Annotated in this window: 9 protein-coding genes and 1 pseudogene; 7 read left to right on the forward strand and 3 right to left on the reverse strand. The window is 50.0% G+C overall.

The annotated features are described in order from the left end of the window. Positions 1 to 98: 98 nt before the first annotated feature. Positions 99 to 551, forward strand: a complete 453-nt coding sequence (locus tag PBOR_RS07685) for an IDEAL domain-containing protein (protein WP_042219084.1) — start codon at positions 99 to 101, stop codon at positions 549 to 551. Positions 552 to 1,182: 631 nt separating this feature from the next. Then, a pseudogene (locus PBOR_RS37975) lies at positions 1,183 to 2,109 on the forward strand (IS4 family transposase). Positions 2,110 to 2,905: 796 nt separating this feature from the next. On the opposite strand, the gene hemH reads toward PBOR_RS37975, so the two are convergent. Continuing rightward, positions 2,906 to 3,967 carry a ferrochelatase gene (hemH, locus tag PBOR_RS07700; RefSeq protein WP_042211163.1) on the reverse strand — a complete coding sequence of 354 codons (1,062 nt, stop codon included), beginning with the start codon at positions 3,965 to 3,967 and terminating at the stop codon, positions 2,906 to 2,908. Positions 3,968 to 4,455: 488 nt separating this feature from the next. Here hemH and PBOR_RS07705 point away from each other — a divergent pair, with 488 nt between their 5' ends. Next, positions 4,456 to 6,723 (forward strand): FMN-binding protein, encoded by a 2,268-nt coding sequence (locus tag PBOR_RS07705; RefSeq protein WP_042211164.1) that lies wholly within the window; start codon positions 4,456 to 4,458, stop codon positions 6,721 to 6,723. A 205-nt stretch (positions 6,724 to 6,928) separates the two neighbouring features. Continuing rightward, the gene (locus tag PBOR_RS07710; RefSeq protein WP_042211165.1) at positions 6,929 to 7,885 is read left to right on the forward strand and encodes a 3'-5' exoribonuclease YhaM family protein; all 957 of its coding nucleotides are present in this window, start codon (positions 6,929 to 6,931) and stop codon (positions 7,883 to 7,885) included. A gap of 95 nt (positions 7,886 to 7,980) precedes the next feature. Here the strand turns inward: PBOR_RS07710 and PBOR_RS36110 are convergent, their stop codons facing one another. Next, a complete protein-coding gene (locus PBOR_RS36110) occupies positions 7,981 to 9,372 on the reverse strand; it encodes a TerD family protein (RefSeq protein WP_081971949.1) in 1,392 nt (463 codons plus the stop codon). Between the two features lie 142 nt (positions 9,373 to 9,514). On the opposite strand from PBOR_RS36110, the gene PBOR_RS38445 reads away from it, so the two are divergent. Together PBOR_RS38445 and PBOR_RS38320 are read left to right on the forward strand one after the other, a co-directional pair. Beyond that, positions 9,515 to 10,915, forward strand: a complete 1,401-nt coding sequence (locus PBOR_RS38445; protein WP_081971950.1) for a VWA domain-containing protein — start codon at positions 9,515 to 9,517, stop codon at positions 10,913 to 10,915. 176 nt (positions 10,916 to 11,091) lie between these two features. After that, positions 11,092 to 11,214, forward strand: a complete 123-nt coding sequence (locus PBOR_RS38320) for a hypothetical protein (RefSeq protein WP_281192295.1) — start codon at positions 11,092 to 11,094, stop codon at positions 11,212 to 11,214. A 516-nt stretch (positions 11,215 to 11,730) separates the two neighbouring features. Here PBOR_RS38320 and PBOR_RS07725 read toward each other — a convergent pair. Continuing rightward, positions 11,731 to 12,312 carry a GNAT family N-acetyltransferase gene (locus PBOR_RS07725; RefSeq protein WP_042211166.1) on the reverse strand — a complete coding sequence of 194 codons (582 nt, stop codon included), beginning with the start codon at positions 12,310 to 12,312 and terminating at the stop codon, positions 11,731 to 11,733. Between the two features lie 280 nt (positions 12,313 to 12,592). Between PBOR_RS07725 and PBOR_RS07730 the strand changes: the two genes are divergently transcribed. Then, positions 12,593 to 13,489 (forward strand): LysR family transcriptional regulator, encoded by an 897-nt coding sequence (locus PBOR_RS07730; protein ID WP_042211167.1) that lies wholly within the window; start codon positions 12,593 to 12,595, stop codon positions 13,487 to 13,489. Positions 13,490 to 13,526 lie beyond the last annotated feature (37 nt).

The following is a 13,526-nucleotide window of genomic DNA, read 5'->3' on the forward strand; positions in this document are numbered from 1 at the left end:
ATAGACGATAATACTTTTAAATTAGTTAAAATTATTGTCAAATCGTGAATTTGCAGAAAAATACTGAAAGTCCAAATATGAGGAACGGGGTGTATGAGATGATGAGATTAGAAACACAGGACATCGTGAATATCACCAAGAAGCAAATTACCGGGATTTTTAAAATGGAGCCGGTTGAAGTAAGGTTTGTTAACGACTTTCAGGGTGAGCAGTATCTTTTGACCAATGATAAGCTGCATCTCAGCAACCAGCACTATTGGGCAAAGGTAATGGATTGTGTCTTCGATACTCATGTCAGACCTGTCCTGATGTGTGAGGTGCTCTACTTCCTGCGGAATGAGTTTCTGGAGAGTGACATCAAGCTGATGTTTTCTTATGACTTTGCGGATGGAGCGGACGGGGCAGCGGTCGCTACGGCTGAAATAAGCTTCAACGATTCGCCGGAACTGCAGCCGGGTGAGATTGCCGAATTGATTGATTTTGCGTTAACTTTGCAGGATAAACAGTGGTTCGAGGAACTGACTGCCAAATATAAACAGCTGACCGCTTAAATATCATGCGGAAGGGTAAGTTGCCTGAATACACATTATATAAATAAGCCGTCCGGGTCGCAGGGAGGAAGTCAACCTGCGGACCTGACGGCTTTTCTGTTGTATAGGAAATTATGATATTCGTCTGTTGGGGGGACTTAAAGGGATAAATCCCTCTGAATCCGCCGAAAGTAGGCGGTAGGGTGAAATTAAAGGGATAAATCCCTCTGAATCCGCAGTACACTTGCACCAAACCTGACATGAGTAGATATGGAAAAATAACCCTTCACAAAAAAATCGGTTCCCCCTAAAGTTGTAGTTACCACAGCCACAACATGAAATAGGAGGAACCTTGAATCAAATTATAAATTTCAAGACCGTGGCGGGTCAACTTTTAAATTGGATTCCGGTGGACAAAAGGCATCCGGTGCACGACCATCGTGTCCCCAAATTAACAACGTACCGAACCATTTTCTTGTTTCTTTTCGCCTTGCTCCAAAATCAACCGTCTTTGTCTGAGTTTTCTGCCTACTTTCGTAAAGCAAAATGGTTACAGCAGATCGTGGGCTTCTCTTCCATTAGTGACTCGGCGCTCAACCGACGGCTTCAGCGCATCCCTCTTTTTCTCCTTCAAGAGTTCTATACCGACCTGATGGAGGCGCTGATTCAGTGTCAGCTTAAGCAAGATCGTTTTCCGGACATCGGGGCGTTAACCGTCATCGACTCCACTCAACTTTCGCTTACGGCTCACGGGGAGCACTGGGCGTTTATCCAAAAGGGGCAGGTTAAGGTCAAGCTTCATCTTGGTTTGCATGTCTACAATGAGCAGAATGTGCACCCTGGACGAGCGGTGTTCTCGACTGCAGGCGTCGCGGATCACGATCCGGAAGTGCTCGATCGGCTGCTTCAATCCGATCGGGAGAACCCTACGTATGTCATGGATCGCGGCTATCCCGGATACAACCAGTTTTGTGAATGGGACCAGGCGGGCATTCGGTTTGCCGTTCGGATAAAACAGAACAACCGACTGACGGTGACGCGCCTGCGTCCACTCCCTCCAGAGTGTGGGATTGTGGAAGACGCAGAGGTGCTGGTCCCAAGCTCGAAGGGAGAACCCCATCGAATGCGGCGAGTGACCTATCCGTATGTGAACCGGAAGGGATAGGAGTGTACCAGCGTTGTACTCACGAACCGGTGGGATGTGGAGGCACCAGTAATTGCACAGATTTATAAGCTTCGCTGGCAAATAGAGACGTTTTTCAAGACCTTTAAGCACCGGATGAATGGGGCCCATTTGTACACCAATCAAGCAGAAGGCGTGACGCGTCAAGTACTGCTTAGCCTGATTGCTTATGCGTTTATGGAATTGATACGAGTGATTGGGGCTCCCGAACAAACAATTCAGCGGGTCTTACAGCTCTTCCGCTTGTACGCCGATGCCGAACCTTGTGACTTTCGGGAAGCGTTAGAGGGGAAAAAGACCCGCACGAGTAAGGGCAGGCGAAAGAAGCCAAAGATCGGTCGCCCCCGGAAACACCCACTCGTGCCCAAAGCCAAGCGAATAGTCGTTGTTTTTTAAGTGAATAAGCAATTCCAAATCCATTTTAAAAAAAATGTGCTGTGGCTGGTGTGGATTTCGTGCGGCCTTTTTTAGATAAAATCGAGTCTGTTCACCCTCCGATATCTTCCGTTGATCTAATGTTAGGTTTCTTGCAAGTGTACTGCTGAATCCGCCGAAAGTAGGCGGTAGGGTGAAATTAAAGGGATAAATCCCTCTGATTCCGCCGAAAGTGGGCGATTAGGGGAAACTTAAAGGGATTAATCCCTCTGTTCATCCGTCTCTCTACTCAAAGGAGGAAATGAGGAGCAAAAGTGCCCCTGATTCCACCGGATGCTGCCCAAAGGAGGAAATGAGGAGCAAAAGTGCCCCTGATTCCACCGGATGCTGCCCAAAGGAGGAAATGAGGAGCAAAAGTGCCCCTGATTCCACCGGATGCTGCCCAAAGGAGGAAATGAGGAGCAAAAGTGCCCCTGATTCCACCGAATGCTGCTAAAAGGAGGAAATGAGGAGCACTAGTGCCCCTGAATCCACCGGATGCTGCTAAAAGGAGGAAATGAGGAGCACTAGTGCCCCTGAATCCACCGGATGCTGCCCAAGAGGTAGTCTGAATGGAGCAATGCGAAGCGGCCATTAATCTGTATAAGCTGCTCAGGTCGTATAAACTTGCACAGGCCGCATAAGCCCCGGCTTGATACACCCATTAGGGTGTTTTTCTTTAAATATAGAAGAAAGTATATGTTTACGCCATACTTTATCCTTATATTTCCCGCTGGAACAGAAGCCGTCCCTTGAAGGACGGCATAGCCGCTTCCGCTTAGGTAATGAATGTCTCCGGAGTGGATGATTCCGCAGCTTCTGCAGCTGGGAGCCAGCCCTGCGCTGATCCGCGAACCATCCGGGCGAGGAAGACCATCCATTCTTCGTGGTCATTCAAGCAGGGGGCGACATTGAAATTCCCTGGTACTCCCCCGCCTGAAGCAAAGAGTTCACGGCCTTCCACTGCCAGCTCATGCAAGGTTTCGAGGCAGTCGGTGACAAGTCCGGGCGAGAAGATCAGCGGCATCTGTATTCCGCGTCCGCCGAGTTCTTTGAGTGTATCCGCAGTGGAAGGGCCTACCCATTTCTCGGGTCCAAAGCGGGATTGGAAGGTGACCTGCCAGCGTCCCGGTGACCAATTCATTGCCTCGGCAAGCAGACGGCCGGTCTCATGGCATTGCTGCGGATACGGATCTCCAGTCTCGGCATAACGGCGGGGAATTCCATGGAAGGACAGAATATAGTAATCCGGTTCTTCGTCCAGCTCGCCAAGCTTCCGGAGCAGCAGCGATTTCATCGCTGAGATGTAGCCGGGCTCATCATGGTAGGCTTCGATGAAACGCAGAGCCGGCACGAAACGCTTGGTGACTTGTCCTGAGCGGCTATGCCGCCCCAGTGCGGCGAAGCTTGCGGCTTCATAGACAGATGCAGTTGTGGTGGAGGAATACTGCGGGAACAGCGGGAGTACAATGATTCGTGTAATGCCTGCAGCCTCCAGCTTGCGGAAGGCTTGAGCCATGCCCGGTTCACTGTAAGCAAGGCCTAATTCCACCTGGTAGCGGCTGCCGAGAAGGGACTGCAGCGCAGTTTGCTGAGCTCTGGAGTGGACGAGCAGCGGAGAACCATCCTTCATCCAGATCTCCTGATACAGCTTCGCGGACCGGCGCGGCCGGGTACGAAGGATAATGCCGCGCAGCAGAGGCTGCCAGAGCAGCGGATGGTAATCAATGATTCTGCGGTCAGACAAAAAGCGCTTAAGATATGGACGAACCGCCTTGGCGCTGGGAGCGTCAGGAGTTCCGATCTGAGCAAGAATAACTCCTATGGGAGGCTGATTCATGAGCAGTAGCGGCTCCTTTCCATGAACATGACATCGTTTAAAAATATCACATGAAGGCGCACAAATACAATATAATCTATCACATTATTATCATATGGCGGTGTAAATGGGAGAATTTGAGAGTAATAATAAATGTACTTTTTAAGTTAATTGCGAAATAGTGATGTTTCTTATAGGGTGTGTGATTTTATATACAGAGAAAAGTGTATCAATTTTGATACCATCAAGCCAGAAATTACCGAATGCAGCCTGAAATCCTCTTATGTGAATTTATTCACCTTTTTATGTGAATTGTTTCACCTTTTGAAAGATTGTATAAATTGATGCATCTTTTTCGCACACGGGATGGGTCGCGCAAGGAACGGGAAAGGGGGGATGACCTCTTATGAAGAGTCAGGGTACTCTTTGTAAGAAGGAATGGAATGAACGGGAAAAACGGTTTACAAGAGCTACATACTACTGGGGATATAATAAAGGAGAATACGCATTTGAAAAAACTAATTGCTTTGACTGTAAGCGCAGCCTTGCTGCTCGCGCCAATTGCTTACACCATTAACGCACCGGCCTTGAACCTGAAGGTGGATGCGGTTTCGGCAGCTTCGGAAGAAGCTCCGGCAGCTACTGCTAAACCAGCTCCTAAACCGACTGCTAAGCCTGCAGCAACACCTAAAGCAACTGCTAAACCTGCGCCAACGCCTAAGGCGACTGCTAAACCGGCAGCAACACCTAAAGCAACTGCTAAACCGGCAGCAACCGCTGCACCTGCAGCATCCGCGAAAGCATCTGCTAAGCCTGCTGCAACCGTTAAACCAGCGGCAACAGTTAAGCCTGCAGCTACAGCTAAGCCTGTTGCAACTGCAGTACCAGTTGCTGTTAAAGAAGCTGTGTATCAAGACGGAGTATATGTAGCTTATGGCGACGCGTATTCCAAAGGTACTGAAGGCGCTAAAGTTACAATTAAAGACGGTAAAATCGCCGACATCGAACTGCTGAGAACCAGCCCGAAAATTATCGACCGCAACGCCCGCGACAACTACAGCGGCGTATGGGTTGCATACGGTCTGATGAAAGACAGACTGATTGGCAAAACCAGAGACGGCGCAGCAGCTGTTGATGCTGTATCCGGCGCAACCCGTTCCAGCAACGGCTGGAAATTGTCGGTTGACAGAGCGTTCGAAAGATCGCTGCAGGATAAACCGGCTGATGCCACTTATTTCGCCGGCGACCACATGGGTGTAGACCCTGAAGCTAAGTATGCTGTATTCGCAACCTACGATGCAAACAAGCTGACTGCAGTTAAACTGTATCCGCTGACTGCAACTGGAGATTTCGTAGATGAGAAGACTTATACTGCTGAACAAACAGCAGCTATTGCAGCCATTACACCAGTGCTGCTTGCCAATGGTTCTGCTGCAAAGCCTGTAGCCGGCTTCGAAGCTGAATCCAAAGCTGCCATCAACGCTTTCTGGGATGCTGAACAAAATGCCAGCATCAACAACACTTCCGCTTATGTTGATGGCTTCTACTCTTCCTACGGTACTGCAAGAAGCGTAGGCGTTGAAAGAGCAGATGTGGTTATCCGTAACGGCAAGCTGGTTGACGTGAAATTGTTCAGACTTGGCACTAACCTGATTGACAGAGGCGCAACTGCTTATGCTGAAGTAGTGAAAGCAAATGCTCCTATGACTGCTAAATTACTTGCTAACGGTTCTTATATCGCTAATTATGATGAGAAGGTAGACGGAATTTCCGGCGCCACTGAGAGCAGCCACGGCTGGAACCAGGCTGTAGAAAGAGCTTTCGAGAAAGCATTGAAAGTTCCAACTGAAGGCCAATACTTCGACGGTAAATTTGCCGGTGTGGATAACCAGTCCAAAGTTCTTCTGCTGGTAGATGTTGATGCTGATCAAGTTACTGGCATTACAATGAGCCTGTTCGGCACAGACGGCAAGATCATTGCTAACGACAAGCTTACCGCTGATCAGAAATCTGCTGTAGAAAAACTGACCGCCGGATTGCTTGCAAATGGCGTGAACACCGCTGACATCGCTGGCCAAGAAGCTGTATCTGCTGCAGCAAAAGCAGCACTGGCAGATGCTCTTGCCAATGCTTCCAAAGTACAAGGCACTTATAAAGACGGTACTTTCACCGCTTACGGTGACGCTTATGACAAGGGTACAAACAAAGCTGACGTTACCCTGCGTAACGGCAAGATCGTGAATGTTGCTCTTTCCCGTGTAGGAATGAACATGGTAGACTTGGGTAAAGCCGCTTATGCTGAAGTTCAAAAAGCAATTCCTGTGCTGACAGCTAACTTCCTTGCTGCAGGTACAAGAGAAGGCGTAGCACAGGTTGATGCGGTATCCGGCGCTACCAGCAGCAGCAATGCACTTAAAGCTGCCGTTGACAGAGCTTATGGTAAAGCTGAAGTTGTTGAAACCGAGAAAGCCGCATACTTTGACGGAATCTTCATTGGTGCTAGTGCAGACAAATCCGTTAATGTAATGGTTACTACTAAATTCAATGTTCCAGTAACTATGGTTGTTTACTTCCTTGATGATAAAGGTAAAGTAAGATACAACCTGACTGATGACGAATTGCTCGTGAAGTACGAAATCGAGAATACTTCTAACGGCAAAGGGCTGCACAAGTACGGATACCGTGCAGCAGCATTCGGAACGAATGATGCTCAGAAGGCTATCTCTGCCAAAGCTGTCGAAGCTATCAAAGCAGCACTAGAAGCAGCTGGTAAATAATTTGTATTAACCGCAAAGGGCTGTCCTTGACCATGCAAATGGTTGGGGGCATCCCTTTTTTATTTTCGCATGGACGGGTTGCAGTGAGGACGGACATAATTAAGGATGGCGATCGTATAGTAATTTAAAGGGATTTCGGATGTGAATGTCTAAACTTTAATATACACGGCAGGTTCAAAGCCTGTAAGTAATAGGAGGCTCATCAATGACATTAATTAAACAGCTATCCCCTCAGGATGAATTCACCGGCTTCTATCTGCTTAGGGAACTGGTGCTTAAACAGACAAACGGTACTCCTCCAAAGGATTATTTCGATATTGTACTTGGTGATTCCAGCGGCCAGCTGTCGGCGAAATATTGGGATGTCAGTGTAACGGACAAAGAAACTTTTTTCCCTATGGCCCTGGTGAAGGTCCGCGGGATTGCCCATACTTACCGGGAGAAGCTGCAGGTCAAAATAACTAAAATCAGACTGGCGGATGAGTCCGACGGAGTGTCACTTACCGAGTTCATCCGTTCAGCTCCTGTGCGTCCTGTGGATCTGGTCCATACGATTAAGAATGCGATGGCTAGTATAACGGATCAGGAGATCGCGTCAATCGTATCCTTCTGTGTGGGCAAGGTTGAAGAGAAGCTAATGCACTATCCGGCGGCCAAAACACATCATCACGCTTATTTCGCCGGACTGGCATATCATATGGTACGGATGCTGGAGATCGGAGATTTCCTGTGCAAGCAGCGCCCGTTCCTGAATCCTGATCTCATGCGTGCAGGCATCATCCTTCACGATATTGCTAAACCGGAAGAAATGATCTCACAATTCGGCATAGTGTCGGATTATAGTGTGCAGGGCAAGCTGATCGGGCATATATCGATGGCGTCAAGCTGGATTACAGAGGCAGCAATCCGCACCGGCATTGATCTGGAGTCGGAGAAGGTATTGGCCCTGCAGCATCTGGTTCTATCACATCATAATCTGGGTGAATGGGGAAGTCCGGTGCAGCCGCAGACCGCAGAAGCAGTCGCTTTGCATCATATAGATGCCATGGATGCCAAGCTGCAGATGGTGGAGGATGCTCTTGATACCACTCCGGAGACGGAGGAATGGACACCGTTCATCCGCGGGCTGGAGAATAAGGCAGTATACCGGATGAAAATTTGAGGCTGTACTGTATCGCTGAATAATATAAAACACCCCCAAGCTGCAACCGCGGCTTGGGGGTGTTTGTTCATGCCATTTTGTATTGGGCATGAATTCTATTTGTGGGTAGCCGGAGAAAACCTGCCGGCTGTTTGTACTGTTTCTGTTGTTTCGGCTGTTGCTGCGGATTCAGCTGCAGACCCGGCCGCTGCTCCAGGAGGCTCCACCTCAAGACCGTAATGGCTGCACAGGGCATGGAGTCCGCCCGGGAATCCCTCTCCAATGGCAGCAAATCTCCATTTGTCTTTGTACCGGTAGAACTCGCCTATGACTGTCGCTGTCTCAAGGCTTAACCCCCGGCCAAAGGGGAAAACGGCCAGTCTGGTACCCGTCTGGGAATCAATTAGTGAAGCGGTGGCGTTACTGAGCTGGCCCAGATTCTGGCCGGAGGCGTCTTCAGAAACAGTGAAGGTCAAAGCGATCCGTGTAGTGGCCGCAGGCAGCTTCGCCAACTGAAGATGCAGATGTCCTGCGTTTGGCGCAGGTTTCGAGTAGAATACAGATCCGGTCGGGTCTTCCATGTTGCCATAGAAAACAAATTCCTGATCCTGTCCGCAGCGTCCTGTGTCCCGGAGCAGGAAAGCAGAGGTGTCCGGCTCGAGAGAGGGATCTGGTGAATCCCATTCCACAGACACCAGGAGTCTGGAAGCACTGAGCTTGCCGCCTATATCCACGCGCTGTCCTCTCACCAGCTCGGGTACAGGTTGAACCTTAGCGGCAGATGGTGTTGAAGCCGGAAGACTTGCTGAAGATGGACGCTGCTGAGTTCCAGCAGCAGGAATTCCGCTATCCGCTATAGGTGAGATTACGGGAATTTCCGTCTTTGCAGCAGCCTTCGGAACCGCCGGTTTCTTGGCGGCCTTCTTGGGCGGCGCCTTGAAGGGAGTATATCCGCCCGCATACATCGTGCCGGCCTTGTAGCCTTGGCTGTCCGCTAACAGCAGAGGATCGAACTGCTGCCACTGCTCCATCAATTTCAATAGAATGAGTGCTGAAGCTCTGGCGTCATCCAGCGCATCATGGTGCTTCAGACGGATTCCGAAATGCTCCGAGACTACATTCAGTTTATGGGAGGGCAGCTCCTGGAGCATTTTTTTGCCCAGCAGGTAAGTGCACATATATTTGAAATCCGGATAGCTGAGGGACGAGTCATCCAGACAATAACGCAGCACGCTCATATCGAAGGAGGCATTATGCGCAATCACAATCTCGCCTTGCAGCAGCGGTTCAATAGTGGGCCACAACTCCGCGAAGGTCGGTTTGCCTTTGACCATCGAGGGTGTAATTCCGTGTATCGCGATATTCATCCCGTCGAACCGCTGCCGCGGGTCAATCAGCCAGTCATATTCCGCTGTGACCACACCATCCCTAACCTGAACAAGCCCCAATGCGCAGGCGCTGGAGCGGCTGGAGTTAGCCGTTTCAAAGTCTATTGCTGTAAAATCCATAGGTAAAGCCCCTTATCTGTCATCTATAAGGTTCATATTAAAGGAGCGCAGAGAGAATTACAATCCAGTAGATTGTACAAAAAGCGGCGGATATGGTATGCCTTATCTATGAACTGCTGGAATATGCTGCTATAACGGGGAGATGAGAGACTTGCAGCTGTTAAAGGGCCAAAAAGTAGATATCACCAAGGGAAATGGCGTTCGCGATATAAAAATCCTGCTACGCTGGGATACGGATCATAACGGAATCAGTGTTGATGCTGCCGCTTTTCTGCTGTCGGCTCAGAACCGGTGCGAACGGGACGAGGATTTCATATTCTACGGGAATCCGGAATCACGGGATGGAACGGTAACACATGCCGCAGCGGGGAAGAATGTTGAGAGTCTTTCGATTTCATTATCCGGAATTCCGGAGCAATATGCCCGGATTGCGGTGACGTTGACGATCTACGAGGGGGAGCAGCAGAATCTGCGGATGAAGGAGCTGTCCGGACTGCAGCTGTTACTGATGGACCGCAAGAACGGCGAAGAATTATACCGTTTCGATTATGGAGCGGATCTGTCCGACGAGACAGCAGTGGTGGCCGGGGAGCTGTACCGCCATCAGGGAGAATGGAAATTCAGCGCGGTCGGCAGCGGTTTTGACGGAGGCTTGGCAGCATTATGCAAGAACTATGGGCTTGAGGTTGAGCAGGAGACGGACAGTGAAGCAGCTGCGACGGCGGAATTGGCGGAGAGGGTTGGGCTGGTAGAGAAGGCAGATAAAGTAGAGAAGGTTGATAGGGTAGATAGGGGAGATAAGGTTGAGAAGGGAGAAAAGGCAGAAAAGGCAGAGAATGTCCTCCCGCAGACTGCATCGGCCGTCCCTGTCAACGTCTTATCATCGATAGATTTGCGCAAGAAAATAGTCGGGTACACTCTGGTCAAGAAACAGCTGACGGATGTAAAAGCCAGAGTAGGAATTGTACTGGACATCACCGGCTCAATGAGAAACCTCTACTCCAGCGGTGTTGTACAGGAAGTGGTAGAACGTATTCTGGCCGTAGCCAGCCTCATGGATGACAACGGATCGCTGGACGTGTGGGTGTATGATACGGAATTCAGCAGGCTGCCGCCGGTAACGCAGCAGGATCTCGGAAGCTATGTCTTCACTCATATTATGAACAACGATTCTATTCATAAATTTGGTCGCAATAATGAGCCGCCGGTGATGGAGGATGTGATTCAGAAATATACCCGGGAGGAGAAGGAGACGACCCCGGTGTTCATTATTTTTATTAATGACGGGGGCGTAGTGAAGCCAACCAAAAAAGTAATTATGGCGGCTTCCCCGCTGCCTATCTTCTGGCAGTTTGTCGGAATCGGAGATTCCGATTTCGAGGTGCTGAAGCAGCTCGATACGATGGGCGGCAGACTGGTGGATAACGCGAACTTCATCCATCTGGACCGCATAGAAGAGGTGTCTGATGAGCAGCTCTACGACCAGCTGTTGAATGAATTCCCGCAGTGGCTGAAGGCGGCGAAGGCGAAGCGGATTCTGTAGCGGCGTTCACCAGTATGGCTTACGCCGGTATGGTGTTCACACAGTATAGCGTTCATATATAGTAGTAATCACCGCTATGGCACTCACCAATATGACCTTCACACTATATAGGCATTATTGTTGTACGTTTTACAACTTTGACCCGCTGATATGGGAGCGTTTGGGAGGATTGTTGTATGAAATACAAGAATTTTCCCGCTAAGCGGCTTGGAGGAGGAGAAATGCTGCATTTTGTACAACAATTTTGGATTAGGGCCGAGATTATAAGAGGAATGTTGTATTTAGTGCAGGATTATTAAAATAATCTCCAGATCTTCACCATACTTAGCGGATTACCGCCATACTTAGCAGATTTCCACCATAATCACCGGAGATCCACTGCTATCAGTGGATCTCCACCACAATCAGCGGCTAAAATAAACCAAACCTCCCGGCCTAGGCGGAGCTATAGGCTCTTACTCAAATAAAATTCTGCCTCCCAGCACCGCAGCCTCCCAGCACCGCAGCCTACAGCACCGCAGCCTCCCAGCACCGCTGCCTACCAGCACCGCAGCCTCCCAGCACCGCCGCCTACAGCACCGCTGCCTACCAGCACCGCTGCCTACCAGCACCGCCGCCTACCAGCACTGCTGCCTACCAGCACCGCCGCCTACCAGCACTGCTGCCTACCAGCGCCGCTGCCTATCAGCGCCGAGCCTATCAGCACTGCCGCCTATCTACTCCTCCTGCTCTATATCCTTCCTGCAGGCGGGTCTCTTTCAGCATAAGCTCCGCATACTTTATCCTTATTTTTCCCGCAGGAGCGGTTCCGTCCCTTAAAGGACGGTTAATCCCGTTCCTGCCTGGGCCGCGGAGGTTTCTTGCGCCTGCAGACTGGCGGAGAGCGGAAGCTCCAGCCGATACCCTTTGACCAGCGTATCCCCGTTCTTAATATCCGTTTCATAGGCCCGCCGGAAACCGAGCTTCTCGTACAGCTTGATTGCGGATGCCATCATATCCGATGTATGGAGATTCAGGCTGGCTGCTCCCAGCGCAAGAGATCTTTCGGCGGCTTCACGGATCAGCAGTCTGGCAACCCCGCGTCCCCGGACAGCCGGAGAAACGGCAAGCAGACGGATGATCGGTGTGTGGATATCCATTTCAGGCCTGCCGTATGCGGACTCTGAAGAGGTAAACAGCAGCACGCTCCCCACGATTTGTCCATCCAGTTCAGCTACAATCCGGGCGACCGGACCATTACCGTGGACGGAATCAAGAATGGAGTCGCGGTACTCCGCCCAGTAAGGCCCGGGCAGCACGGCTGAATATTCGCTATAGGACTCAAGTAATACTCCGGCAATCGCCTCGCGGTCAGAATCTGCGGCTTCGCGGATTACAATTTCTGTTGAATGATTCATCGGGTACCTCCTATGCAGAAATGGACTATGGCGCTTATTATAATCGACAAATCCGATGAACATAAGAGGAATTTAACAATTCCGATAAATGAATAGAAAAGTTCTATCTGTAATTGTGATCTTTGTAATGGTTTTTATTGAATATAACGCTATAAGTCAGTTGACAAAAAAAGGGCCGGTGACTAAGATATAAACAAAATCTATACATCCGTACGGCAATAATTCCATGTTAATCAATTGGAATAGTTAATTTAAATAAAGTTGTGGAGGAGGACTACGCTTGAACATCGAGAACATTGAAGCCTTTGTCTACATCAACCATTACGGAAGCTTCAACAAAGCGGCAGATGTCTTATACATCTCACAGCCGACCGTGACTGCCCGTATCCAGTCGCTTGAACGGGAGCTGGATTGCAGAGTATTCGACCGGCTGGGCAAGCAGATTAACCTTACGGATAAAGGCCGCCAGTTCCTCCCCTACGCCCAGCAAATTCTGCAGGTCTACCAGAACGGTAAACATCAGATTCAGTCGAAGGGCCAGATTCCGAATGAATTGAGAATCGGCAGTACGGTATCGGTCTCCAATTATCTGATGCCTCAGCTCCTGCAGCATCTGAAGCGGAAATATCCGCACATCCACTTTAAACTGACAACCTCATCGACCGATTCATTAATTGAGAAGCTGAAGGCCAAGGAGATAGATCTCGCTTTTATCCGCAAAGTGGTCAATCCGGCCATCCAGTCATTTCCTTTTTGTGAAGATCCGATCTCACTATACGTATACAAGAACCATCCGCTGGCCCGCAAAGGCCTTGCCTCCATCCAGGAGATCCGGGAGGAGACTCTTGTATTCTTCGAGTGCGGCTCACTGGACTGGATGCGCCTGCACCGGGTATTCGAGAGCATGGAGCAGCCGCCGGACATTGTGTATCAGGTGGATAATCTGGAGACGGCGAAGAAGCTGGTGCTGGGGCAAGCGGGGATCTGCTTCCTTCCCGCCCTCAGTGTGCAGGAGGAAGTGGAGGCAGGAACGCTGATTAGGGTGGATATCGCTGAGACGGAAGGCATATCCCTGCGGACCAGCCTGATCTCCCTGAATGGGGAGAATGCGGAGTTCATTGAGTCGCTGCTGGAACTGGCGGTGGGCCGCAGCAAGCCGGATCGACTTCTTGTATAACAGTATTAAAAAACTCTATTAGCGCATGGCAGCATGC

The sequence above is a fragment of the Paenibacillus borealis genome (assembly GCF_000758665.1).
Lineage (GTDB): Bacteria > Bacillota > Bacilli > Paenibacillales > Paenibacillaceae > Paenibacillus_AQ > Paenibacillus_AQ borealis.